This is a genomic window from Pantoea sp. Ep11b (assembly GCF_040783975.1).
GTDB lineage: Bacteria > Pseudomonadota > Gammaproteobacteria > Enterobacterales > Enterobacteriaceae > Pantoea.
This window is the reverse complement of record NZ_CP160631.1, coordinates 2,126,304-2,150,076: the sequence shown is the minus strand read 5'-3', so window position 1 is coordinate 2,150,076 and position 23,773 is coordinate 2,126,304. Positions and strand designations below refer to the sequence as shown.

Sequence of the window (23,773 nt, the reverse complement as noted above, 5' to 3'; positions counted from 1 at the left end):
GCGATTTTCATCGCTATACTTAGCGCTGGGTCATCCGGCGATGGCGTTTCTATTTCAAAGAGGATGTTATGCGTTTACTTCATACCATGCTGCGCGTTGGCGATCTGCAACGTTCAATTGATTTCTACACTCGTGTACTGGGCATGCGCGTGCTGCGTCAGAGCGAAAATACCGAATATAAATACACCCTGGCGTTTGTGGGTTACACCGACGAAAGCGAAGGTGCCGTGATCGAACTGACCTATAACTGGGGCGTGGACAAATATGATCTGGGCAATGCCTATGGTCACATCGCACTGGGCGTGGATGACGCGGCAGCAGCCTGCGAACGTATCCGCAAAGATGGCGGTAACGTCACGCGTGAAGCCGGTCCGGTTAAAGGCGGCTCCACCATTATCGCCTTTGTCGAAGATCCCGATGGTTACAAAATCGAGCTGATCGAAAACAAAGATGCCGGTAAAGGTCTCGGCAACTAAACCTGCCTGTCAGCCTGCCCGTCCGGGCGGGCTGAATCCCCTTCTCTGCGCTTCATCTGCTGCACCCGGCCCCGTTTTTTGCCATAATGCGCGCTGCCCTTTTTCTGCAGCGAGATCCTGATGTCTGAATCGAATTCCCCTAATGCACTCAATCAACGTTTCCGTGGCTTCTACCCGGTGGTGATCGACGTCGAAACCGCGGGTTTCAATGCGCAGACCGATGCGTTACTGGAAATTGCCGCTATCACGCTGAAAATGGATGAAGAGGGGTGGATTGAGATTGATCAGACGCTGCATTTCAACGTCGAACCCTTTGCCGGATCGCTGCTGCATCCTGAGGCCCTGGCCTTTACCGGTATTGACCCCAGCAATCCCCTGCGGGGCGCGGTCAGCGAGTATGAAGCGCTGCACGCGATCTTCAAAATGGTCCGCAAAGGCATTAAGGACAGCGGCTGTAACCGCGCCATTATGGTGGCGCACAACGCCACGTTTGACCTGAACTTTATGTCCGCCGCAGCTGAACGCGCCAGCCTGAAGCGCAATCCATTTCATCCGTTCGCCACCTTTGACACCGCAGCCCTGAGTGGACTGGTGCTGGGTCAGACCGTGCTGGCGAAAGCTTGTATTGCGGCGGGGATGGAGTTTGACAGTACGCAGGCGCACTCCGCGCTCTATGACACTCAGCAGACGGCGACTCTGTTCTGCGAGCTGGTTAACCGCTGGAAACGCCTGGGTGGCTGGCCTCTGCCCTTTGCCGGTGAGGCTGCTGACGCCGGAGAATCTGCGTAATCCTGCACAATGAAAAAGGCCGACGTGATGTCGGCCTTTTCTTTATTCTGCTTCTTTAAATTTTTCTGCGGTCTCTTTGATCAGCGACTGCAGTTCACCGCGCTGCAGCATCTCAACAATGATGTCGCATCCGCCGACCAGTTCGCCATCCACCCAGAGCTGCGGGAAGGTTGGCCAGTTAGCGTATTTCGGCAGCTCGGCACGAATGTCCGGGTTCTGCAGAATATCCACGTAAGCAAAACGCTCACCACAGGCTGACAGCGCCTGCACCGCCTGCGCAGAGAAACCGCAGCTTGGCAGTTTCGGGGAACCTTTCATGTACAGCAGGATCGGATTTTCTGCGATCTGGCGCTGAATTTTTTCTACAGTACTCATAATTGCCTTCCTTAATTCGCGACTTCGTGTTTGTTTATTGTAGCGACTTCACAGCGTGACTGAAAACGAGATTTTGCCTGCTGCCCGCCTGAATAGCCATCATGGTTAAGTTATGCCGCAATGCGTTACGTTTCCTGATGATTAACAGCGGGTAACAGATTAATAATTCGTAATAAATTTGCTGATATAAGATGCTGAAAATGTTCATTTTCAGCGCAATTTCAGCGGTTACAAAGATTAATAATAAAAGACCTTACTGTTTTTAAAAGAACTGGACTAGAATGGCCTGGGCGCTGATCCTCGATCAGATTAATCTCAACTTTGTCACGGTGCGTAGTGGCCATGACAACTTAACTTACTTACGGACTATGCGTTTAATCATTACGCTTTTCATGCTGGCCTTTGCGCAACTGTTTTTCAACACCGCCGCCGCGTCGCCTCACACGCCGGTGAACGTCAGTTCGCATAAAGCAGAGAAAAAGAGTGCGCGCGACGATGAGCGTCGTAAGCGCCGCCCGGTCAAAACGGTCACGAAAAAACCGCGTGTCACGCCTGTTCAGAAACTCAAAACTAAAAAACAGAAAAAAGCTGAACTCACCGCGACACAGACACCCGCTAAGAAGACCTCGCTTAAAACCGCCCGCATCAGCAAGAATCACGAAAAGAAACGCTATGGTCATCAGCGTGCGCTGAAAACCGCCGACGCGGATACCCGCGAAACCGGCACCATTAAAATGAGCAAATCTCACCGCCAGCGTTACCAGAAGGCGCGTGAAACGGCGATGACCAAGCTGATGGGTCAGCTGGGAAAACCCTATCAGTGGGGCGGAACGTCTCCGCACACCGGTTTCGACTGCAGCGGTCTGGTCTGGTACGCCTATAAGGATCTGGTGAAGTTTAAGATCCCGCGTACCGCCAATGAGATGTACCACCTGCGTGACGCCGCGCCGATCAAGCGTGAGTCGCTGGAGAAAGGCGATCTGGTCTTCTTCCGCATCAATGGCCGCGGCACCGCCGATCATGTCGGAGTTTACCTGGGTGACGGCAAGTTTATTCAATCGCCCCGCACCGGCAAAGATATCCAGATCAGCGCATTAGGGGAAGATTACTGGCAGCGCCACTACATCGGCGCCCGCCGGGTGATGACGCCGAAAACGATCCGCTGAACAGCAGCAGAGTCAGAAAAAAAGCCGGGAAAATCCCGGCTTTTTTTATCAGTGCAGAATGGCGGTAAAACTAAAGGCCACAATCATCAGCAGACAGCCAACGGTGGTCATTAATGCCAGTTTGAGGTCGGTACTCACGGCTTGCTCCTTAGTCACACAGTTCACAGGGTTATTTCATTTTCCCACACGACCCGGTAAAAATCTCGTGTTATCCGTCCAGCCTTGTTAGAATCCCGCCTTTGTTGCGCAACGCGCGCAACGCTGATTCCGTTTGCACCTTTTTTCAGGCGTGATTTCCGTCGCCCGCGGTCAGATTACCGGCCAGCAACGCTGCATTTTTGCGAAAAAAACCCTGAGCAGACGCAAACGTTTAACACTACGCTTATCAGAGAGTTAGATAAGCACCGGAGTCTGATTTACATGGCAACAATAAAAGATGTGGCAAAACGCGCTGGCGTCTCCACGACCACCGTTTCGCACGTCATTAATAAAACCCGCTTTGTCGCTGAAGAGACGCGCGAAGCGGTCTGGCAGGCGATCAAGGAACTGCACTACTCACCGAGCGCCGTGGCACGCAGCCTGAAAGTGAACCACACCCGCACGCTGGGGCTGCTGGCCACCTCCAGCGAAGCGCCCTACTTCGCTGAAATTATCGAAGCCGTCGAGAATCACTGCTTCGATAAGGGCTATACGCTGATCCTGGGGAATGCCCACAACGATCTGCAAAAGCAGCGCGCCTATCTCAGCATGATGGCGCAGAAGCGCGTGGATGGCCTGCTGGTGATGTGCTCCGAATACCCGGACGACCTGCTGCAGATGCTTGAAGAGAATCGCAACATCCCGATGGTGGTGATGGACTGGGGCGAATCCCGCGCCGACTTCACTGACACAGTGCTGGACAACGCCTTCCAGGGCGGTTATCTGGCCGGCCGCTATCTGATTGAGCGCGGGCACCGTGATATTGGCGCCATTCCCGGCCAGATGGAGCGCAATACCGGGGGTGGCCGTCATGCCGGTTTCCTGAAGGCGCTGGAAGAGGCAAATATCCAGCCGCGCGCCGAGTGGATCGTTCAGGGCGACTTCGAGCCGGAGTCTGGCTATCAGGCCATGCAGCAGATTCTGTCGCAGAAGCAGCGCCCTACGGCGGTATTCTGTGGCGGTGACATCATGGCAATGGGGGCGATTTGCGCCGCCGACGAGATGGGATTACGCGTTCCTCAGGATATTTCGGTGATCGGGTATGACAATGTGCGCAACGCGCGCTATTTCGCGCCAGCCCTGACTACCGTCCATCAGCCGAAAGCCCAGCTGGGCGAAAAGGCGCTGGATATGCTGCTGGACCGCATTACCAGCAAGCGTGAAGTGTCGCAGACCATCGAGGTTCACCCGACGCTGATCGAACGTCGTTCCGTCGCCGATGGCCCGTTCCGCGACTACCGGCGTTAATCCTCGCTTAACCACTCCTGATTAAGCGTCTGCGCATCACCCAGATAGCTGAGCAACCAGCCTGTCGCCGGTGATGCACGATCTTCTGCCCAGCTGACGCAGCACGGACTGTCCGGAAACGGAACCGGCAGCGTCAGCTCGGCCAGATCGCCACTGTCGAGCAGCGGTCTGGCCAGATGGCCGGGCACCATCGCCACACACAATCCCGCCTGCACACACTCCAGCCCGGTCTGCCACTCCGGCACCACCAGCCTGCGCTGATTGTCCAGCGTCCACGTCATCCGGCGCGGCAGCGCCCGCGAGGTATCTTCCAGCACCAGCGACGGCCAGCTGCGCAGCGTGTCATCATCTATCTGGCTCGCCTGCGTCAGGGGATGATCGGGCGCGACCACGCAGCGCCAGTTCAGGGTGCCCATATCGCGAAAGGCAAAACGCCCGCCTACCGGAATCGCCTGAGTGGCGCCAATCGCGATCTCCACCCGCCCATCGGCCAGCGCATCCCAGACGCCATTGAACACTTCATAACTGATGCTCAGCTCCATATCCGGGAAGTGGCGATAGAAATCTTTGACCAGCTGTCGGGTACGCTGCGGTTTAGCGATGCGATCGACGGCGATGCTCAGCTGACCACGCCAGCCATTCGCCAGCTGCTGACACTGTCGGCGGGTAGCGAGCATTTTTTTGATAACGCTGCGCCCTTCCCGCACAAAATGTTCGCCTGCCGGGGTCAGCACCACTTCCCGATGCTGACGTTCGAACAGCGGGACCGCCAGCCAGGTCTCAAGCTGACGCACGGTGTAGCTGATGGCAGAGGGCACCCGATGTAGCTCCTGTGCTGCTGCGCTGAAGCTGCCGCCGCGGGCCACCGCGTCAACCACCTCTAATGCATATTCCGACCACATAATCTGCCTTCAAAATTTTTAACAGCAATCGGCAAATATTAGCGTTTCACAGCGGCAAACGCACCTTTTACACTCTGCCGCGTTCATTCTGCAAAAATGAGAATCAGATGTTATCGAATAAAGGATTTATGCCCTATCTTGCCCTGCTGAGTATGCTGGGCTTTCTGGCTACGGATATGTACCTGCCCGCCTTCGGTGCGATGCAGCAGAGCTTTAACACCTCGCCCGGCCTGATCAGCGCCAGTATGAGTCTCTTTCTGGCGGGCTTCGCCTGTGGCCAGCTCTTCTGGGGGCCGCTGTCGGACCGGATTGGCCGCAAGCCGGTACTGCTGGCCGGTCTGACGCTGTTTGCAGTCGGCTGCGCCGGGATGCTGTGGGTCAGCGACATTTCCCTGATGCTGACACTGCGATTTGTTCAGGCAATTGGCGTCTGTGCCGCTGCCGTAAGCTGGCAGGCGCTGGTGGTGGACCGCTATCCTGCCGCACGCGCCAGCAAAGTTTTCGCCACCATCATGCCGCTGGTCGCCCTCTCACCGGCGCTGGCTCCGTTGCTGGGCGCCTGGCTGATCGGTCACTTCCACTGGCGTTCAATTTTCCTGGTGCTGACGCTGATTGCGGTGGCGCTCATCCTCGTGACCCTGCGTCTGCCCGCCGTGCGCAAGGTGGCGGCGGAGAAAGGATCGCAGCCCGGCTTCTTTACGTTGCTGAAATCACGTATCTACAGCGGCAATGTGCTGATCTACTCTGCCTGCTCTGCCAGCTTTTTCGCGTGGCTGACCGGTTCCCCCTTTATCCTGGCGGATCTGGGCCTTTCACCCGCCGATATCGGTCTGAGCTATGTGCCGCAGACGCTCGCCTTCCTGATTGGCGGATTTGGCTGTCGTGCCCTGCTTAACCGTTTTAATGGCGCACAGATCCTGCCCGCGCTGCTGGGGATTTACAGCCTGAGCATTCTGGCGCTGTTCGCCGTGGCGCTTTCAGGCAGCAGCACCCTGGCCGGTCTGATGGTGCCATTCTGCGGCATGGCGCTGGCAAATGGCGCGATCTATCCGATTGTGGTCGCCAGCGCGCTGATGCCGTTCCCGCACGCGACCGGGAAAGCGGCCGCGCTACAGAATACGCTGCAGCTGGGACTCTGCTTCGTCGCCAGCCTGGCCGTGTCGGCCGGATTAACCCAGCCTCTGTTTACCACCACCCTGATCATGACGGTAACGATTCTGCTCGCGCTAATCGGTTACATCATGCAGCGTGCCGCAAGCGCACAAACGGTTGTTGCCTCCTCTCAGCCTGCCTGCCAGGATAATCAGTAACGCACAGGCTTTTTAGTTAGCCTGCTGACAATAAGCCATTGAACATTGACCCGCGTGAGAATATACTCATCCGGGTCAAATAATCTTCGACAAATCAAAAAGATAATAACGTAGTAACTTGATTGGCAGCCTGTTGCCGGGACGGTATCTGCACGCGTTATTCTTACCTTTTCCGCCCTGTCACAGGCTACTCCAGTCCTCTGTACCACACAGATAATCGGTGTGCGGAGTCATCCGTTGCGTTTCTCAATGCCTGACAAATTGGCTACTCTTTGTGCAGGCTCAGACTGGACAGGTGGTGGAAAAGCTATGAGTTCATCTTATGCAGAAGCAGTAAGCCCGGAAGAGAATCCCTGGTATCGCATCATTCACGAGCTGCTGGAAAAAGCGGATATCGAAATTAATGGTTCACGCCCCTGGGATATCCAGGTCACGCATCCCGGATTCTTTAAGCGTGTCCTGCAGGAGGGGTCACTCGGGCTCGGTGAGAGCTATATGGATGGCTGGTGGGGGTGCGATCGGCTGGATATGTTCTTCCATCGCGTGCTTAAACACAGGCTGGATCAGCAGCTTCCGCACCACTTCAAAGACACGCTGCGCATTGCCGCCGCACGTTTAACCAATCTGCAGTCTAAAAAACGGGCCTGGATTGTCGGTAAAGAGCATTACGACCTGGGTAACGATCTCTTCTCCCTGATGCTCGACCCCTATATGCAATACTCCTGCGGCTACTGGAAAGAGGCCACAACGCTGGCGGCCGCTCAGGAGGCCAAGCTGGATATGATCTGCCGTAAGCTGGCGCTGAAACCGGGGATGTCGCTGCTGGATATCGGCTGTGGCTGGGGCGGGCTGGCGGCGTTTGCCGCACGGCACTATGGCGTCAGCGTGCAGGGCGTGACCATCTCCGCCGAACAGCAGAAGCTGGCGCAGCAGCGCTGTAATGGCTTAGACGTCACGATTCTGTTGCAGGATTATCGCGATCTCAACGCGCAGTTTGACCGCATCGTGTCGGTGGGGATGTTCGAGCATGTCGGCCCGAAAAACTACGCCACCTACTTTGATGTGGTCGATCGCAATCTGAAACCGGACGGGCTTTTTCTGCTGCACACCATCGGCGCGATCAAAACAGATATGCGCGTCGATCCCTGGATCGACAAATATATTTTCCCCAACGGCTGCCTGCCTTCGGTGCGTCACGTTGCTGAGGCCAGCGAACCCCATTTCATTCTGGAAGACTGGCACAACTTCGGGGCCGATTATGATAGAACCCTGATGGCCTGGCATGAGCGTTTTTTGCAGGCCTGGCCGGAGCTGGCCGACAGCTACGGTGAACGGTTTAAACGGATGTTCACCTACTATCTTAACGCCTGTGCCGGTGCCTTCCGGGCGCGTGATATTCAGCTGTGGCAGATCGTCTTCAGTCGCGGCGTGGAGGGGGGATTGCGGGTCGCGCGGTAGTCAACGCGGCTGACGCTTACCGCAGCCGCAGGCAGCAGGATCACAAGAGGAAACGGGCCCGGCGATGGCCTTACCTCAGGGATGAGGGGCGTCATCGCGCGGGCCAGTATCTGCTGCTGTGGGTCTGATCGCCTCACCCGCTCTTGAGGCGCTGACGCGCCTTCGATCAGCTCTCGTCGGCAGGCTGGCCGGTCAGCACTTTCATCGCCGCTTCGGCATCGCGCTGGGCTAAGACGCGCTCAACGGTCTCCACTATCGCCTGGGTGTGCGGATCGATCTCAATATTCACCCGCTGACCAAAGGTTTTCGCGCCCAGCGTGGTGCGTTCCAGCGTTTCCGGGATCAGATAAACACAGAATCTGGTTCTGGTGACGTCGCCGACCGTCAGGCTGATGCCATCAATGCCGACAAACCCTTTGTGCAGGATATATTTCATCTGCAGCGGATCCTGGATTTTAAACCAGACTTCGCGGTTATGTTCTGACTGAATAATCTTGCAGATTTCAGCCGTGGTCATAATATGACCCGACATCAGATGGCCGCCGATTTCATCACCGAACTTCGCGGCACGCTCAATGTTGACCACGTCGCCCTGACGCAGATCGCCAAGGTTAGTGACCCGCAGCGTCTCTTTAATCAGATCGAAACTGACAAGGTCGCCATCGATGGCCGTCACGGTCAGGCAACAGCCGTTATGCGCCACGGAGGCGCCCAGCGCCAGCCCCGGCAGGAGTTCTTCCGGCAGGCGGACAGTATGGGTACGAAACAGCTCTTTCTCTTCAATGGACACAATTTCAGCGGTGCCCTGTACAATACCGGTAAACATAGTCTTTGCCTCTGCGAAGTTTGGGCCAGTTTATCACAGCTCAGCTCCGCTGTTAGATTTCAGCCCGTGTGCACCCGCCCTCACCGGGGAGAAAACGCATCCTGTGACAAAGATTGGCGAATACGGTTGCGCCAGTTACACTTACTCGCGCAATTCTCCGGGCATCTCTGCCCTTTTTACTTTATTTAACTCGTCAGGTGTAAACGTGCAGAAGTATTTAACAGAAGCGCGTCAATTGCTGGCCCTTGCGATTCCTGTCATCCTGGCTCAGGTGGCTCAGACCGCGATGGGCTTTGTGGATACCATTATGGCCGGCGCAGTCAGCGCCACGGATATGGCCGCCGTTGCTGTCGGCACCTCTGTCTGGCTCCCGGCCATCCTGTTTGGTCATGGTCTTCTGCTTGCATTGACGCCCACCGTTGCGCAACTCAACGGCTCAGGCCGCCGCGAACGCATCGCTGAACAGATCCGCCAGGGTTACTGGCTGGCCTTTTTCGTCTCCCTGCTGACGATGCTGCTGCTGTGGCACGCCGGATATCTGATCCGGGCGATGCATGATATCGATCCGCAGCTGGCGCTGAAGGCCGAAGGCTATCTGCATGCCCTGCTGTTCGGTGCGCCGGGTTACCTCTTCTTTCAGGTGCTGCGTAATCAGTGCGAAGGGCTGTCGAAAACCAAGCCCGGTATGGTGCTGGGTTTCCTGGGGCTGATGTTCAACATCCCGCTGAACTATATCTTTATCTATGGCCATTTCGGGATGCCTGCGCTGGGTGGCGTCGGCTGCGGTGTCGCAACCGCCACGGTCTACTGGGTGATGTTTATCTGTATGCGATTCTGGATGCGCCGGATGGGCAGTATGCGCGACATTCGTATGGCGAGCCGCTGGTCGCCGCCGTCCCGGGTGATCCTGAGCCGCCTGGTCGCGCTGGGATTGCCGGTGGCGCTGGCGCTCTTTTTCGAAGTCACGCTGTTTGCGGTCGTCGCCCTGCTGGTTTCACCGCTGGGTATCGTGAACGTGGCGGGCCACCAGATTGCACTGAACTTCAGTTCGCTGATGTTTGTCCTGCCGCTGTCGCTGGGTGTCGCGACCACCATTCGCGTGGGCTATCGTCTGGGCCAGGGCTCCACCGAGCAGGCGCGGGTGGCGGCCTGGACCGCGCAGGGCGTGGGGATCAGCATGGCGGCGCTGACGGCCCTGTTTACCGTGACGTTCCGCCATCAGATTGCCCTGCTCTACAACGACAATCCGGAAGTGGTGACGCTGGCCGCTCAGCTGATGCTGCTGGCAGCCATTTATCAGTTCTCCGATTCGATACAGGTGATCGGCAGCGGCATCCTGCGCGGTTATAAAGATACGCGGTCGATCTTCTTTATTACCTTTATCGCTTACTGGCTGCTGGGGCTGCCCGCGGGCTACCTGCTGGCGCTGACCGACTGGCTGGTGCCGCGCATGGGACCTGCGGGCTTCTGGTGCGGCTTTATTATCGGTCTGACCTCGGCTGCGGTGATGATGCTCTGGCGCATCAGACGGTTACAGCAGTCGCCTGCCGAGGTTATCCTTGCGCGTGCGGCGCGATAATCGTCAGAATGCGGGCCAGCACTGGCCCGCAATGCCCAAAAAACCGACGGTTAGCACAGTTGCTGCGCAGTCGTGGCGAAAATGCGATTTTCCCCTTGCCAGCCTTACACGCTGCCGTTAATATTCGTCCCCGCTGTCGCCCTGACAGCATGTTGCGCTCTTAGCTCAGTTGGTTAGAGCACCACCTTGACATGGTGGGGGTCGATGGTTCGAGTCCATTAGAGCGCACCAAGTGCGTCCGTAGCTCAGTTGGTTAGAGCACCACCTTGACATGGTGGGGGTCGGTGGTTCGAGTCCACTCGGACGCACCAATATTCAGAATGCGCTCTTAGCTCAGTTGGTTAGAGCACCACCTTGACATGGTGGGGGTCGATGGTTCGAGTCCATTAGAGCGCACCACTTTCAGACATTCCTCAGCTTGCGCAACGTCCCTTTTATTGATCTGCATCGTTTACCTCCTCTGCTTTTTGATTGGTTTTCGCATACTTAGCGTCTATACTGTCCCGCGTTGCTTACTTGAAAGGTTTCAGCGATCACGTGCTTACTGCGATAACTCAAATGATTTGCGCAACAACAGCGTGGTGGTTACCAACCGTAACCGCACAACTTCCCTGCACGCCTGGCCTTCGTCACCTATTCTTACTCAGTACTGCCCATTTCAGTCTCAATCAGAATTTTCACTTCGATGCGCTGCCATCGGATTCCGCCCTTATTCATCCATCACAACTTACAGATAATCCGTCATGAAAAAGACTAAAATCGTTTGTACAATCGGCCCGAAAACCGAATCCGAAGAGATGCTGACTCAGCTGCTTGAAGCTGGCATGAACGTTATGCGTCTTAACTTCTCTCACGGTGACTATGCTGAGCATGGCCAGCGCATTTCAAATATGCGTGCCGTGATGCAGAAAACCGGCCGTCAGGCCGCGATTCTGCTGGATACCAAAGGTCCTGAAATCCGCACCATGAAACTGGAAGGCGGCAACGATGCGTCTCTGAAAGCGGGTCAGACCTTCACCTTTACCACCGACCAGAGCGTGATTGGTAACAACGAGCGCGTTGCTGTCACCTACCCGGGCTTCACCGCTGACCTGAAAATCGGTAACACCGTGCTGGTCGACGATGGCCTGATCGGCATGGAAGTGACCGAAGTCACCGAGAATACCGTGGTCTGTAAAGTCCTGAACAATGGCGATCTGGGCGAAAACAAAGGCGTCAACCTGCCAGGCGTCTCTATCCAGCTGCCTGCGCTGGCAGAAAAAGATAAGCGCGACCTGATTTTCGGTTGCGAGCAGGGCGTGGACTTCGTCGCCGCCTCCTTTATCCGTAAACGTTCAGACGTACTGGAAATCCGCGAACACCTGAAACAGCACGGTGGCGAGCACATCCAGATCATCTCTAAAATCGAAAACCAGGAAGGCCTGAACAACTTCGACGAAATCCTCGAAGCCTCAGACGGCATCATGGTTGCGCGTGGCGACCTGGGTGTTGAGATCCCGGTTGAAGAAGTCATCTTCGCGCAGAAGATGATGATTAAAAAATGTAATAAAGCCCGCAAAGTGGTCATCACGGCCACTCAGATGCTGGACTCCATGATCAAAAACCCGCGCCCTACCCGTGCAGAAGCCGGTGACGTAGCCAACGCCATCCTCGACGGAACCGATGCGGTTATGCTGTCAGGCGAGAGCGCCAAAGGCCGTTATCCGCTGGAGTCGGTCACCATCATGGCGACCATCTGTGAACGTACCGACCGCGTGATGAAGTCCCGCATCGACAGTGAGAACGACACCCGCAAACTGCGTATTACCGAAGCCGTCTGCCGTGGTGCCGTGGAAACCGCTGAAAAACTGGAAGCGCCGCTGATTGTGGTCGCAACCGAAGGTGGCAAGTCTGCGAAGGCTGTACGTAAATATTTCCCGAACGCCACCATCCTGGCGCTGACCACTAACCAGACTACGGCGCGTCAGCTGATCCTGAGCAAAGGGATCGAAACCCGCCTGGTGACTGAAATCGCCTCTACCGATGATTTCTATCGTCTGGGTAAAGAAGCGGCGCTGGAAAGCGGCTACGGTCAGAAAGGTGACGTCGTGGTACTGGTTTCAGGTGCATTAGTACCAAGCGGAACTACCAACACCGCCTCAGTACACGTCCTGTAAATCCTGACTTAGTTTTTATTTTAAAGCGCCTTAAACGGGCGCTTTTTTTATTTCTTCTTAAACCAGATGCCGGAAAATTCCAATAGAAAATAACTATTCAAATACTCTTAATATTAAGGTTAATCCGATTAAATCTCTCTGTTTTCGCTAAATTTTTTTATCATGTTCTGGGATTCGCTGCTTCTTTGAGCGAACGATCAAATTTAAGCATGTTCTCATCAAAAATTTATTCTCAACCTAAAAAACTTTGTGTAATACTTGTAACGCTACATGGAGATTAACTCAATCTAGAGGGTATAAATAATGAATCGTACTAAACTGGTACTGGGCGCGGTAGTTCTGGCTTCAACTATGCTGGCTGGTTGCTCAAGCAACGCTAAAATCGACCAGCTGTCTTCAGACGTTCAGACTCTGAACGCTAAAGTTGACCAGCTGAGCAACGACGTGAACGCAGTGCGTTCAGACGTTCAGGCTGCTAAAGACGACGCAGCTCGCGCTAACCAGCGTCTGGACAACCAGGCTCACTCTTACCGTAAGTAAGAGTTCTGGTTTAAAAATGGCGCCTTTATGGCGCCATTTTTTTTGCCCTGAATGTCGTGCCCTCGCGGGCACGCCTCGTGTCAGGGCTGAGCTGTTTTCGCGTCTGTCTCTGAAACCGGCTTCTCCGCCTCTTGTGCGGCATCCTGCAGGCTCGCAGGCGGCACGGTATCACTCTCTACCGGCTCACCGCTGCTGACCAGCACCGGCATTCCTGAGCGTCTTGCCAGACTGGCTTTAATCAGCGCGCTGTCACTCTTATCGCTTTTCATAAACCGCTTCATGTCAGCACTGAGCGCAAGTGGCATGGTCTGCGGATCGTCTTTGTCATTGCGTGAGAGTGGCTGATGCACTTCCACGTAGCGTTTGCCATCCGGCTCTACCGCATACTTCACCGGCTGATTGATGATCTGTACCCGGGTTCCTTTCGGCACGGCATTAAACAGCGCCTCAATATCCTCTGAACGCAGGCGGATGCAGCCTGAGCTGACGCGCATCCCGATACCAAACTTCGCATTGGTGCCGTGGATCAGATACTGCCCGGTGCCACGCGCCAGACGCATCGCAAACTGCCCCATCGGGTTATCCGGGCCGGCCGGGACGACGCCAGGCAGGGTAATGCCCTCTTTCGCGTAACGCTTGCGGATATTAGCCGTAGGCGTCCAGGTCGGGTTGGGGATCTTCTGACTGATCTGTGTCACCATCACGGGCGTAGCCGCACCCAGCTGACCAATCCCGATCGGATAGACGATGACCTTGTCTTCGCCTTTGGGGTAGTAGTAGAGACGCAGCTCGGCCAGATTCACCACGATGCCTTCACGCGGCGTATCCGGCAGGATCATCTGGAGCGGCACCGTCAACTGCGTGCCCGCTCTGGGCAACCAGGGATCGGTGCCCGGATTGGCCTCCAGCATCCCCAGCAGGCCGACCTGATAGCGTGCGGCAATGGCTTCCAGGGGTTGTTTGTCATCGGGAACCTGGGTCAGGACGTTTTCGCCAATCAGGCGACTGTCAGGCGGCGGCAGCGGATATTCCGTGGCAAAGGCGGGTGCAGAGAGCCCAAAACAGGTCAGCAGCAATGCACCGGCTAAACGTAAAGCAGGTTTCATGCAATGTTCTCGTCAGATAAAAAAACAGACGCCGGATGGCGTCTGTGGAGTGTAACTTAGCTAAGGTTCTGAGCGGTATGGCGAATAGACCGAATCATCGCCTCCAGCCCCTGCGACCGGGTGGGCGTCAGGTGCTGCATCAGCGCCAGTTCGCCAAACCAGTGGCGGACATCCAGCGCCAGAATCTCGGCGGGCGGCAGGTTCTGATAGAGACTGAAAACGATAGCAATCAGTCCCTTAACGATAGCGGCATCGCTGTCGCCTTCAAACGCGATGGAACCATCCGCCTGCGGCGTCATGCGGATCCACACCTGACTCTGACAGCCTGAAATCACATTCTCCGGCTGGTGTAAGGTTTCAGACGATTCCGGGAGCTTCGAGCCCAGCTCAATGATGTAGAGATACTTCTCTTCCCAGTTGGCGCAACGATTAAAGTTACGAACCAGTTTCTCTTTGTCAGGCAAATTCGCCATCGGTTACTCCGTTAAAACTGTTCAGCCGCCCAGCAGACGATGAATGCGCGTCAGACCGGCAGCCAGACGATCCACTTCTTCTTCACTGTTGTAGAAGGTGAAGGAGGCACGACACATGGCTGGCACGTTGTAATGCTGCATCAGCGGCATCGCGCAGTGGTGTCCGGTGCGGATGGCGATGCCATACTGGTCCAGAAAACTGCCGACATCATAGGCGTGATGTTTGCCAAGGTTAAAGGCGATGACGCCTGCGCGTGACTGAGGACCGTAGATCTGAATATCCGGGACCGTGCCCAGCTTATCCAGCGCATAGTTCATCAATGCGGTTTCACGCTGATGGATCGTATCCAGTCCCAGTGCCTGCACATAGGCCATCGCCGCGCCAAAGCCGATAATGCCGCCGGTGTTGGGCGTGCCCGCTTCAAAACGCCACGGTGCGCTGTTCCAGCTGGTGCCGGTTGGCAGCATGACGCGATCGATCATCGAGCCGCCCCCTTCCCACGGTGGCATCTCATCCAGCAGCGCCTTGCGGCCGTAGAGAATGCCGACCCCATTCGGGCCATAGAGCTTGTGGCTGGAGAAGACGTAGAAGTCGCAGCCGATATCCTGCACATCCACCCGGTCGTGCATCACCGCCTGTGCGCCATCCACCAGCGTGACCACGCCAGCGGCTTTTGCCTGCGCGACGATCGCTTTGACCGGGTTAACGGTGCCCAGCACGTTAGAAACATGCGTCACGGCCAGTAACCGGGTGCGGCTGTCGATCAGCCCCGCCAGCTGCTCCAGCGCCAGTTCACCGTTGTTGTTCAGCGGCAGGACACGCACCTCGGCACCGTTGCGCGCCGCCAGCATCTGCCACGGCACGATGTTGGCGTGATGCTCCATCTCAGTGATGATCAGGTTATCGCCCGCCTGGAGGTTGCTGCTGCCCCAGGTGTTCGCCACCAGATTGATACCTTCGGTGGTGCCCTTGACGAAAACAATCTCTTCCTGCGAGGCGGCATTGATAAAACGGGCAGCCTGGTCGCGCACGTTCTCCATGTCGCTGGTCGCCTGCTGGCTCAGCGTATGGATACCACGATGCACGGCCGCGTAGCCGTGCTGATAGAAATGACTCTCGGCGTTTATCACGGCGAGTGGACGCTGTGCGCTGGCCGCACTGTCAAGATAGGCCAGCGGATGACCGTTGACCTCACGCTTCAGGATAGGAAAATCAGCCCTGATGCGTTCGAGATCGAAGTTCATCATACGTCGCCTCCGGGAAAACGTTGCGCGATACGCTGCAGCACGGCCTGACGGATCACCTCATCTTCCAGGGTTTCGGTCAGCTCCGCGGCAAACGCGTGGATAATCATGGTCTGCGCCGCATCCTGCTCAATTCCGCGTGAACGCAGGTAGAACATCTGCTCGTCGTCAATACGACCGATGGTGGCACCGTGACTGCACTTCACGTCATCCGCGTAGATTTCCAGCTGCGGTTTGGTGTCCACTTCAGAAAGCTTGCCCAGCAACAGGTTGTTGTTGGTCATCTGTCCGTCGGTCTTCAGCGCATGCTGTGCCACTTTGATATGGCCGTTGAACACCGCACGCCCTTTGTCGCGCACGATGGTTTTGTGCATCTGACGGCTGACACAGTGGCCTTTGTTGTGCTCCAGGTAGGTACGGGTATCCGCCACTTCCTGTTTCACCGGCAGCACCAGGCTATTGATAGCCAGCGTGCTGTTTTCGCCGTTCAGTTGTGTGCTGCTGTTGTGACGTGACAGACCGGCACCCAGCAGGAAGCTGGTGCTGCTGACCTGACCGTCGTTGCCAATCACCAGATCGTTGTGCGCGAAGTGATAGCTGCTGCTGCCTTCGAAGGCCAGCTTGGTGTGCGTCAGCTTCGCATTGTCGCCCACCGCAAAGGTGAAGCGTGCCCCGGTGAAGTGAGCATGTTCACCCAGCGACACATAGTGCTCGATCACTTCCGCTTCGGCGCTCTCTTCCAGCTGCAGATGATGGCGATAGTGCACCGTGTTCATGCTGTCCGGCTTGCCGCTGGTGATATGCAGCAGGTAGAGCGGACGTGCCGCGGATTTGCCGCGCGCCAGGCGCAGGGTCGTGACCTCTTCCGCCAGGCTCTCGGTCAGATGCAGGAACACTTCAGGCTGAACCGCAGCAGGCAGCGGATGGCGCGCCGCCGCAGCACTGTGCTGGATCTCAAACAGTTCGCTGTCGCGGCTGCTGAAGTCGGGCTGGAACTGGCCATCCACGAAGACCAGTCGGATCGCGTCCAGCGGCAACGCCAGCGCGTCAACCTGTTCCGCGCTCAGGGTCTGCGGCGCATCAGGCAGTACAAACTGCTGAGACAGCAGCGTATCCAGCGGCGTGTATTTCCAGTTTTCATGCTTGCGGGTCGGCAGACCCACGCGCATCAGTTGCTGCCAGTGCTGCTGAGCCTGCAGAGAGCGTTTGTCGCCGCGCGACTCAAACAGGTGATGCCACTGTTGCAGCGCAGAATCACTCTTCGTCGGTAAGCCAGCCATAACCTTGCTCCTCCAGCTGTTTCACCAGCGAGAAGTCGCCAGATTTCACGATTTTGCCCTGATACAGAACATGAACGAAGTCTGGCTTGATGTAGTCCAGAATACGCTGGTAGTGGGTCACGATGATGAAGGCACGCTTCTCGTCACGCAGGCTGTTGACGCCGTTGGCAACGATTTTCAGCGCATCGATATCCAGACCGGAGTCGGTTTCATCCAGGATGCAGAGATCCGGCTCCAGCGCCGCCATCTGCAGAATGTCGTTACGCTTCTTCTCACCGCCGGAGAAGCCGACGTTGACGGAGCGGGTCAGCAGATCTTCCGGCATCTTCAGCAGCTGAATTTTCTCTTCGATGAAGTCCTGGAAGTCGAAGCGATCCAGCTCATCCTGCTGACGATATTTACGCACCGCATTGACGGAGGTCTGCAGGAAGAACTGATTGCTGACGCCCGGAATTTCGACCGGATACTGGAAGGCCATAAAGACCCCTTCACCGGCACGCTCTTCAGGTGCCAGCTCCAGCAGATCTTTGCCCTTGAACGTCACGGAGCCGCCGGTGATTTCATAATCTTCACGGCCGGCCAGCGTCGCGGAGAGCGTACTCTTACCTGAACCGTTCGGACCCATGATGGCATGGACTTCGCCCGGTTTAATTTCGAGATTCAGGCCACGCAGAATGGCTTTATCTTCAACACTGACCTGTAAATCTTTAATGCTTAACATACTTATTCCTTCACATTGCTTCCGGCAAGGCGTGTGACGGCATCAGCCCACACTGTGCTCAAGGCTGATAGCTAACAATTTCTGGGCTTCCACGGCAAATTCCAGTGGCAGTTCCGAGAAGACGTCTTTACAGAAGCCGTTCACGATCATCGAGATCGCATCTTCTTCACTGATACCGCGTTGCAGACAGTAGAACATCTGATCTTCGCCGATACGGGATGTCGTGGCTTCGTGCTCAAGCTGGGCGGTATTATTGCGGGTCTCCACATACGGGAAGGTATGGGCGCCGCAATCGGGACCGATCAGCATCGAGTCACACTGCGTAAAGTTACGGGCGTTGGTGGCGCTCGGCATGATTTTTACCAGACCACGATAGGTGTTCTGGCTTTTACCCGCCGAGATCCCTTTGGAGATGATGGTCGAACGGGTGTTTTTCCCGATGTGGATCATCTTGGTGCCGGTATCGGCCTGCTGACGACCGCTGGTCAGCGCCACGGAGTAGAATTCGCCAACCGAATGATCGCCGCGCAGAATACAGCTCGGGTATTTCCAGGTGATGGCGGAGCCGGTTTCAGACTGCGTCCAGGACATCTTGCTGTGGTCACCTTCACACAGCGCGCGCTTGGTCACGAAGTTAAGGATACCGCCCTCGCCCTCGCCGCCCGGGAACCAGTTCTGAACGGTCGAATATTTCACTTCGGCATTTTTGTGGATGATCACTTCCACCACGGCGGCGTGCAGCTGATAGGAGTCACGCACCGGGGCTGAACAGCCTTCGATGTAGCTGACGTAGCTGTCTTCATCGGCGATCAGGATGGTACGCTCGAACTGACCGGTTTTCGCCGCGTTGATGCGGAAATAGGTCGACAGCTCCATCGGGCAACGCACCCCTTTCGGGATGTAGACGAAGGTGCCGTCAGAGGCCACCGCCGAGTTCAGCGCCGCGAAGAAGTTATCGTTGGCCGGGACGACCGTGCCGAGATACTGCTTCACCAGCTCAGGATGCTCCTGAATCGCCTCGCCGAATGAACAGAAGATGATCCCCTGCTCCGCCAGCTTGCCGCGATAGGTGGTGGCGACCGAAACGGAGTCGAAGATGGCGTCAACAGCCACTTCGCGCCCTTCACGAACCGGGACACCCAGCTGGTTAAAGGCGTTTTCCACTTCCTGCGTCAGATAGTCGCTGGCGGGCGCACTGCCGGAGGCCTGGGTGACACCCGGCTCGGAGGCGCAGGTGTCATCACAGTTGCCGCAGGAAGGCGCGGAGTAGTAACTGTAATCCTGGTAGTCGAGTTTTTCGTAGTGCGCTTTCAGCCAGTGTGGCTCTTCCATTTCCAGCCAGGCATGAAACGCCTTAAGACGAAACTCCAGCATCCACTCTGGCTCGTTACGCTTGGCCGAGATCGCCCGCACCACATCTTCATTGATGCCGTTGGCAAATTCTTCGGTCTGCAGTTGGGTGAAGAAGCCCTCTTTGTAGTTGAGCTTGCCTTCCCAGATTTGTACATCGTCAGATGCTTCGCTGTGTCGTGACATATTTCACTTACTCGACGCCAAAGCTCTCACCGCACCCGCAGGCGTGCTGAGCTTTAGGGTTATTGAATTTAAAAATCTGATTCAGGCCTTCGCGAACGTAGTCCAGCTCGGTGCCATCAACGAATGGCATCGCCTGAAGCGGCACAAACAGCGTTGCGCCGTGGAATGAGAACTGCAGATCGTCTTCGACGGGTTCTTTCACTAAATCCATCACGTAGCCAAAGCCGGCACAGCCGGATTGTTTTACGCTCAGCCGCAGACCCTTGACATCAGGGTCCTGAGCCGCCAGATTGAGAATTTGTTGCGCTGCGGTTTCAGTCAGCGTCAGCCCTTTCCAGACAAAGTCGTCGGGTGAGAAAGAGTCTGTATTAACGGATGCCATGTTGATACCTCTTGAGTCAGGACCTTTTCAGGCTATCCCCCTATGGTAGTGATCTGACCAATCACTTCAACCTCTTGTTTTGCAGGGATAATCATCTTGTGCTGTTTTATTCGCCTGAATATTAAGCATAGCTGCTTCCGCCCACCCTGTGGCAGGAGAATCAGCCGCAATAAGCCAGTGCTAACCTGTTAATAAATCACTCTTTTTAAAAAAAACACTTTTGCAAAAAATCCTTATTGATAGGTTACGCCTTTCTGCGATGTAAATAGATTGTTATTCCCGATTATACCGACAGGCAGGATAAATCGATAAATTTTTCTCGGTGCCAATTGCAATCCCGGCCTGGATGAATATGATAATTATTATCATTAACATTCAGGGCGACATCACTATGCTTTCTGTCTCCGCCTGGCTGCACCATCAGATCGAGGAATATCACTTCTCGCTGCGGGATATCTCCGTCGACTTTTATATGGCGCAGGCAAAGCTTGATCGGGCCGACTGCTCAATCCATCAGCTGCGTCAGTTTAACGATGCCTGTCAGGATATGGCAGAACTCTGCCAGTTGAACGGTGACGATCAGAGCTACCTGCACACGCTGGGTAAACTGCATCATCGTCTGGTTCAGGAGATAGGAAACCCGGGGCGCGATCGCCTGTTTCGCCTTCAGGCCTGGCAACTGGCGCGACTCTCCCTGACCCGCCTCTGCCATCAGCTGGCGCTCACCGGCGAGTGGCACAAAGCGACCGAGCTTCAGAGTGACTTTGTCCGTCACGCAGGCGGAACATTCTAATCCAGCCACTGCGTGACGTCGCGCACAATTTTTTTACATCAGCGCCAACAGGGCCTGAAGCGGATGGCGCATGCCGTTGCCTTCCACGCGGCTGACCTGACTGCGGCAGGAGTAACCGGTGGCCAGACAGCGCTGGCGGGGCAGGCGCTGAAGCTGCGGATGCCACGAAAGCGCATAGATGCCCAGCGAGTTTTCCAGGTTCTCTGTTTCATGACCGTAGGTGCCGGCCATACCGCAGCAACCCACGTTGATATTTTCCAGCTTCGCGCCAAAGCGGGCGAAGATGGCCTGCCACTGATCGGGCGTCGACGGCAGTGCAGTGACCTCGGTACAGTGGGCAAACAGATACCAGGGCTCGCCGCTGGTCGTCTGCACCTCGCGGTCGGCCAGCGCACGCTGCAGCCATTCATGCACCAGCAGCACCGTAAAATCGCCGCGCGCCTCACCCAGCGTCTGGCGATACTCATCGCGATAGCAGAGCACGGTGGCCGGATCGACGCCAACCATCGGCAGCCCCAGTTTAGCCACCCGGTTAAGAAAATCGGCGGTGCGGGTCGCGGTGCGGGCAAACCGTTGCAGGAAGCCCTTCACATGTTGCGCCTTGCCGTTGGGTGAAAACGGCAGCAGGACCGGACGGTAGCCGAGCTTTTCAATCAGCCGGACAAAATCGTTCACCAGCTGCGCCTCGTAGAAGCTGGTGAAGGGATCCTGCACCACCAGCACATAACCGGCCCGTTCGCCCGCTGGCATCGCCTCCAGCTGCTCCAGCGTCATGTTCATGGCGGGATGGCCACTCAGCTGCTGCTTCAGGTTCGGCGCAGAGAGCAGCGGCAGATCGACCATGCCGATATGCGTCTTACTCAACTCTTTGAGCCACGGCTGGCGCAGGAAGAAGTTAAACACCCCCGGCGCTTTCGCCATCAGGGGCGCATAGCTCTCTACGGCGGCGACCAGGTGATCGCTGGCCGGTCGCAGGTAGCGGGTGTGATAGAGCTGTAAGAAGCGCGAGCGGAACGCAGGCACGTCAATCTTAATCGGGCACTGGGTTGAACAGGCTTTGCAGGCCAGGCAGCCCGACATCGCCTCTTTTACCTCGTGAGAGAAATCATATTCCCCTTTTCTGGCGTGCCAGCTGTTGCGGGTCCGGGCGATGAGTGCGCGCAGGGAGAGCCGACTTTCCGGCAACTGCTTCTCCAGCAGCAGCGGATCGACACCCTGCCCGGCCAGCAGCCGCAGCCACTCGCGCATCAGCGTTGCCCGGCCTTTCGGCGAGTGAATGCGATTGCGGGTAATCTTCATGGAGGGGCACATCGGACTACGGGCATCGAAGTTAAAGCACAAGCCGTTGCCGTTACACTCCATCGCGCCGCGCCACTCATCCCGCACCGTTAACGGGATCTGCCGATCATAGCTTCCGCGCGTCACCGCATCGACCTGCATCATTTCGTCATGGCTCTCAATCGGCGTGCAGATTTTGCCCGGATTGAGGCGATTAAGTGGATCGAAGGCGGCTTTAATGCGCCGCAGCTCGTTAAACAGCGTCTCGCCAAAGAAGGCCGGACTGTACTGGGCCCGGAACCCTTTGCCGTGTTCGCCCCAGAGCAGACCGCCGTAACGCGCGGTCAGCGCCACCACCTCATCGGAGATCTGCTTCATCATCATCTCCTGCTGCGGGTCGCACATATCCAGCGCCGGACGCACATGCAGAACCCCGGCATCGACATGGCCGAACATACCATAGCTCAGGCCGTGGCTGTCGAGCAGTGCGCGAAACTCCACGATGTAGTCCGCCAGCTTCTCCGGCGGCACCGCCGTATCCTCTACAAACGGAATCGGCTTCGCCCGGCCTCGGGCGTTCCCCAGCAGACCCACCGCTTTTTTCCGCATGTTATAGATGCGTTCAATGCCCGTCAGATCGTTGCAGAGCTGATAGCCAATCACGCCGCCCTGCTGCTGCGCCATCAACGTATCCAGACGGGTACAGAGCCTGTCGATCTGCTGATCGATCAGCGCAGCGTTATCACCGGCGAACTCCACGATGTTCAGGCCCAGCATCTCTTTATCGGGCACGTCGGCGATCAGTTCGCGTACCGAATGCCAGACGATATCTTCACGCGCCAGGTTCAGCACTTTCGAGTCGACGGTTTCAACCGACAGCGCCTGTGCCTCCACCATGAAAGGGGCATTGCGCAGCGCAGAGTCAAACGAGTCATACTTGATGTTGACCAGTCGCCGCACCTTCGGCAACGGGGTGATATCAAGCCGCGCTTCCGTCACAAACGCCAGGGTTCCCTCTGCCCCACACAGCAGGCGGGTCAGGTCAAAGGTCTGCATATCATCGCTGAAGACGTGACGCAGGTCATAGCCGGTAAGGAACCGATTCAGCCTGGGAAACTTTTCCAGAATCAGCGCGCGCTGTTCGCGGCAGCGCGTCAGAACCTGCTGGTAAATCCGCCCTTCGGGCGTGGCCGTCTGCGCCAGGGTTTCAGCCAGGGCGGTCGCCATCGGCCGGGTATCGAGAATGTCCCCCCCCAGCAGCACGGCGCGCAGACCCAGTACATGATCCGAGGTTTTGCCGTAGACCAACGATCCCTGACCCGACGCATCAGTGTTGATCATGCCGCCCAGTGTCGCCCGGTTACTGGTCGATAGCTCTGGTGAAAAGAAGAAGCCGAAAGGCTTCAGCCAGGCATTCAGCTGATCTTTGACTACACCGGCCTCGACCCGCACCCAGCCTTCATCGGTGTTGATCTCCAGGATGCGGTTCATGTAACGCGACATGTCCACCACAATGCCCTGATTCAGCGACTGGCCGTTGGTGCCGGTGCCACCGCCACGCGGCGTAAACACCAGGCTGGCAAAACGGGCTTCGCCAGCCACACGGGCCAGCAGCGCCACATCCGCCGTTGAGCGTGGGAACAGGGCTGCATCGGGCAGCAACTGGTAGATACTGTTATCGGTGGAGAGTGAGAGACGATCGGCATAGCTGGTCGCCATGTCGCCGGTGAAACCCTGCTCTTTCAGCGACTCAAGGAACGTCAGCACCAGTTGAACGAGGCCCGGTGCCTGCGAAATCTGTGGGATCATGATTGTCTGACCGAAGGTGTTGTAAACGTTTGCGTTTATGCGTTAGCGATTTCCCGTTTTATCATATTTTTTCTGCCTCTGCCGTTTTTTCAGAAAAGCCAAAAACCTTTTCCGCGATGCTGTTTAA

22 protein-coding genes and 3 tRNA genes are annotated in these 23,773 nt (G+C 56.4%); 13 read left to right on the top strand and 12 right to left on the bottom strand.

Annotation, left to right across the window (positions count from 1 at the left end; genetic code table 11):
- Window positions 1-68: 68 nt before the first annotated feature.
- Window positions 69-476 carry a lactoylglutathione lyase gene (gene gloA / locus AB1748_RS10225; protein WP_111139065.1) on the top strand — a complete coding sequence of 136 codons (408 nt, stop codon included), beginning with the start codon at window positions 69-71 and terminating at the stop codon, window positions 474-476.
- 120 nt (window positions 477-596) lie between these two features.
- Window positions 597-1,265 (top strand): ribonuclease T, encoded by a 669-nt coding sequence (rnt, locus tag AB1748_RS10220; protein WP_111139066.1) that lies wholly within the window; start codon window positions 597-599, stop codon window positions 1,263-1,265.
- A 42-nt stretch (window positions 1,266-1,307) separates the two neighbouring features.
- Here the strand turns inward: rnt and AB1748_RS10215 are convergent, their stop codons facing one another.
- Entirely contained in the window at window positions 1,308-1,643 is a 336-nt protein-coding gene (locus AB1748_RS10215; protein WP_179291196.1) for a Grx4 family monothiol glutaredoxin, read from the bottom strand.
- Window positions 1,644-2,008: 365 nt separating this feature from the next.
- Here AB1748_RS10215 and AB1748_RS10210 point away from each other — a divergent pair, with 365 nt between their 5' ends.
- Window positions 2,009-2,806 carry a C40 family peptidase gene (locus AB1748_RS10210; protein ID WP_111139108.1) on the top strand — a complete coding sequence of 266 codons (798 nt, stop codon included), beginning with the start codon at window positions 2,009-2,011 and terminating at the stop codon, window positions 2,804-2,806.
- Between the two features lie 48 nt (window positions 2,807-2,854).
- Here AB1748_RS10210 and AB1748_RS10205 read toward each other — a convergent pair whose 3' ends face one another.
- The gene (locus AB1748_RS10205; protein ID WP_095707274.1) at window positions 2,855-2,944 is read right to left on the bottom strand and encodes a YnhF family membrane protein; all 90 of its coding nucleotides are present in this window, start codon (window positions 2,942-2,944) and stop codon (window positions 2,855-2,857) included.
- Window positions 2,945-3,226: 282 nt separating this feature from the next.
- On the opposite strand from AB1748_RS10205, the gene purR reads away from it, so the two are divergent.
- On the top strand, window positions 3,227-4,252 hold the full coding sequence (gene purR, locus AB1748_RS10200; RefSeq protein WP_128086201.1) for an HTH-type transcriptional repressor PurR: 1,026 nt from the start codon (window positions 3,227-3,229) through the stop codon (window positions 4,250-4,252).
- On the opposite strand, the gene punR is transcribed toward purR, so the two are convergent.
- Window positions 4,249-5,154 carry a DNA-binding transcriptional activator PunR gene (punR, locus tag AB1748_RS10195; protein WP_111139068.1) on the bottom strand — a complete coding sequence of 302 codons (906 nt, stop codon included), beginning with the start codon at window positions 5,152-5,154 and terminating at the stop codon, window positions 4,249-4,251. The genes purR and punR overlap by 4 nt on opposite strands.
- Before the next feature lie 107 nt (window positions 5,155-5,261).
- On the opposite strand from punR, the gene punC reads away from it, so the two are divergent.
- Window positions 5,262-6,464 carry a purine nucleoside transporter PunC gene (gene punC, locus AB1748_RS10190; RefSeq protein ID WP_367395447.1) on the top strand — a complete coding sequence of 401 codons (1,203 nt, stop codon included), beginning with the start codon at window positions 5,262-5,264 and terminating at the stop codon, window positions 6,462-6,464.
- Between the two features lie 309 nt (window positions 6,465-6,773).
- Window positions 6,774-7,922, top strand: a complete 1,149-nt coding sequence (gene cfa, locus AB1748_RS10185) for a cyclopropane fatty acyl phospholipid synthase (RefSeq protein WP_111139070.1) — start codon at window positions 6,774-6,776, stop codon at window positions 7,920-7,922.
- Between the two features lie 166 nt (window positions 7,923-8,088).
- Here the strand turns inward: cfa and AB1748_RS10180 are convergent, their stop codons facing one another.
- Window positions 8,089-8,748 carry a riboflavin synthase subunit alpha gene (locus AB1748_RS10180; protein ID WP_111139071.1) on the bottom strand — a complete coding sequence of 220 codons (660 nt, stop codon included), beginning with the start codon at window positions 8,746-8,748 and terminating at the stop codon, window positions 8,089-8,091.
- 205 nt (window positions 8,749-8,953) lie between these two features.
- Here AB1748_RS10180 and AB1748_RS10175 point away from each other — a divergent pair, with 205 nt between their 5' ends.
- The 6 genes from AB1748_RS10175 to AB1748_RS10150 all read left to right on the top strand — a co-directional run bounded on the left by AB1748_RS10175 (window position 8,954) and on the right by AB1748_RS10150 (window position 13,023).
- On the top strand, window positions 8,954-10,327 hold the full coding sequence (locus tag AB1748_RS10175) for an MATE family efflux transporter (RefSeq protein ID WP_367395446.1): 1,374 nt from the start codon (window positions 8,954-8,956) through the stop codon (window positions 10,325-10,327).
- A 154-nt stretch (window positions 10,328-10,481) separates the two neighbouring features.
- Window positions 10,482-10,558 (top strand) — tRNA-Val (locus AB1748_RS10170).
- 3 nt (window positions 10,559-10,561) lie between these two features.
- Window positions 10,562-10,638, top strand: a tRNA-Val gene (locus AB1748_RS10165).
- Between the two features lie 11 nt (window positions 10,639-10,649).
- Window positions 10,650-10,726, top strand: a tRNA-Val gene (locus AB1748_RS10160).
- A 344-nt stretch (window positions 10,727-11,070) separates the two neighbouring features.
- Entirely contained in the window at window positions 11,071-12,483 is a 1,413-nt protein-coding gene (pykF, locus tag AB1748_RS10155; protein ID WP_111139073.1) for a pyruvate kinase PykF, read from the top strand.
- A 303-nt stretch (window positions 12,484-12,786) separates the two neighbouring features.
- Window positions 12,787-13,023 carry a major outer membrane lipoprotein gene (locus tag AB1748_RS10150; RefSeq protein WP_003853216.1) on the top strand — a complete coding sequence of 79 codons (237 nt, stop codon included), beginning with the start codon at window positions 12,787-12,789 and terminating at the stop codon, window positions 13,021-13,023.
- An 80-nt stretch (window positions 13,024-13,103) separates the two neighbouring features.
- Here AB1748_RS10150 and AB1748_RS10145 read toward each other — a convergent pair whose 3' ends face one another.
- Genes AB1748_RS10145 through sufA form a run of 7 tightly spaced genes read right to left on the bottom strand, consistent with a single transcriptional unit; the run spans window position 13,104 to window position 19,766 of the window.
- Window positions 13,104-14,129, bottom strand: coding sequence for a L,D-transpeptidase family protein (locus AB1748_RS10145; protein WP_367395445.1), 1,026 nt, complete (start codon window positions 14,127-14,129; stop codon window positions 13,104-13,106).
- Window positions 14,130-14,185: 56 nt separating this feature from the next.
- On the bottom strand, window positions 14,186-14,602 hold the full coding sequence (sufE, locus tag AB1748_RS10140; protein WP_111139075.1) for a cysteine desulfuration protein SufE: 417 nt from the start codon (window positions 14,600-14,602) through the stop codon (window positions 14,186-14,188).
- 21 nt (window positions 14,603-14,623) lie between these two features.
- Window positions 14,624-15,847, bottom strand: a complete 1,224-nt coding sequence (sufS, locus tag AB1748_RS10135) for a cysteine desulfurase SufS (protein WP_111139109.1) — start codon at window positions 15,845-15,847, stop codon at window positions 14,624-14,626.
- On the bottom strand, window positions 15,847-17,127 hold the full coding sequence (gene sufD / locus AB1748_RS10130; protein ID WP_111139076.1) for a Fe-S cluster assembly protein SufD: 1,281 nt from the start codon (window positions 17,125-17,127) through the stop codon (window positions 15,847-15,849). The genes sufS and sufD overlap by 1 nt, the downstream gene beginning before the upstream one ends.
- A complete protein-coding gene (sufC, locus tag AB1748_RS10125) occupies window positions 17,102-17,848 on the bottom strand; it encodes a Fe-S cluster assembly ATPase SufC (protein WP_111139077.1) in 747 nt (248 codons plus the stop codon). The genes sufD and sufC overlap by 26 nt, the downstream gene beginning before the upstream one ends.
- Window positions 17,849-17,890: 42 nt before the next feature.
- Window positions 17,891-19,384: a Fe-S cluster assembly protein SufB gene (sufB, locus tag AB1748_RS10120; protein WP_111139078.1), complete on the bottom strand. Its 1,494-nt coding sequence runs from the start codon at window positions 19,382-19,384 to the stop codon at window positions 17,891-17,893.
- Between the two features lie 7 nt (window positions 19,385-19,391).
- Window positions 19,392-19,766: a Fe-S cluster assembly scaffold SufA gene (gene sufA / locus AB1748_RS10115; RefSeq protein WP_111139079.1), complete on the bottom strand. Its 375-nt coding sequence runs from the start codon at window positions 19,764-19,766 to the stop codon at window positions 19,392-19,394.
- Window positions 19,767-20,118: 352 nt separating this feature from the next.
- Here sufA and AB1748_RS10110 point away from each other — a divergent pair, with 352 nt between their 5' ends.
- Entirely contained in the window at window positions 20,119-20,559 is a 441-nt protein-coding gene (locus AB1748_RS10110; RefSeq protein ID WP_293769842.1) for a hypothetical protein, read from the top strand.
- Between the two features lie 33 nt (window positions 20,560-20,592).
- Here AB1748_RS10110 and AB1748_RS10105 read toward each other — a convergent pair whose 3' ends face one another.
- The gene (locus tag AB1748_RS10105) at window positions 20,593-23,646 is read right to left on the bottom strand and encodes an FAD-binding and (Fe-S)-binding domain-containing protein (protein WP_367395444.1); all 3,054 of its coding nucleotides are present in this window, start codon (window positions 23,644-23,646) and stop codon (window positions 20,593-20,595) included.
- Window positions 23,647-23,773: the final 127 nt, after the last annotated feature.

Coding starts and splice junctions, on each gene's coding strand:
- gloA (WP_111139065.1), top strand. CDS start 69: ATGCGTTTACTTCATACCATGCTGCGCGTTGGCGATCTGCAACGTTCA.
- rnt (WP_111139066.1), top strand. CDS start 597: ATGTCTGAATCGAATTCCCCTAATGCACTCAATCAACGTTTCCGTGGC.
- AB1748_RS10210 (WP_111139108.1), top strand. CDS start 2,009: ATGCGTTTAATCATTACGCTTTTCATGCTGGCCTTTGCGCAACTGTTT.
- purR (WP_128086201.1), top strand. CDS start 3,227: ATGGCAACAATAAAAGATGTGGCAAAACGCGCTGGCGTCTCCACGACC.
- punR (WP_111139068.1), bottom strand. CDS start 5,154: ATGTGGTCGGAATATGCATTAGAGGTGGTTGACGCGGTGGCCCGCGGC.
- punC (WP_367395447.1), top strand. CDS start 5,262: ATGTTATCGAATAAAGGATTTATGCCCTATCTTGCCCTGCTGAGTATG.
- cfa (WP_111139070.1), top strand. CDS start 6,774: ATGAGTTCATCTTATGCAGAAGCAGTAAGCCCGGAAGAGAATCCCTGG.
- AB1748_RS10180 (WP_111139071.1), bottom strand. CDS start 8,748: ATGTTTACCGGTATTGTACAGGGCACCGCTGAAATTGTGTCCATTGAA.
- pykF (WP_111139073.1), top strand. CDS start 11,071: ATGAAAAAGACTAAAATCGTTTGTACAATCGGCCCGAAAACCGAATCC.
- AB1748_RS10150 (WP_003853216.1), top strand. CDS start 12,787: ATGAATCGTACTAAACTGGTACTGGGCGCGGTAGTTCTGGCTTCAACT.
- AB1748_RS10145 (WP_367395445.1), bottom strand. CDS start 14,129: ATGAAACCTGCTTTACGTTTAGCCGGTGCATTGCTGCTGACCTGTTTT.
- sufE (WP_111139075.1), bottom strand. CDS start 14,602: ATGGCGAATTTGCCTGACAAAGAGAAACTGGTTCGTAACTTTAATCGT.
- sufS (WP_111139109.1), bottom strand. CDS start 15,847: ATGAACTTCGATCTCGAACGCATCAGGGCTGATTTTCCTATCCTGAAG.
- sufD (WP_111139076.1), bottom strand. CDS start 17,127: ATGGCTGGCTTACCGACGAAGAGTGATTCTGCGCTGCAACAGTGGCAT.
- sufC (WP_111139077.1), bottom strand. CDS start 17,848: ATGTTAAGCATTAAAGATTTACAGGTCAGTGTTGAAGATAAAGCCATT.
- sufB (WP_111139078.1), bottom strand. CDS start 19,384: ATGTCACGACACAGCGAAGCATCTGACGATGTACAAATCTGGGAAGGC.
- sufA (WP_111139079.1), bottom strand. CDS start 19,766: ATGGCATCCGTTAATACAGACTCTTTCTCACCCGACGACTTTGTCTGG.
- AB1748_RS10110 (WP_293769842.1), top strand. CDS start 20,119: ATGATAATTATTATCATTAACATTCAGGGCGACATCACTATGCTTTCT.
- AB1748_RS10105 (WP_367395444.1), bottom strand. CDS start 23,646: ATGATCCCACAGATTTCGCAGGCACCGGGCCTCGTTCAACTGGTGCTG.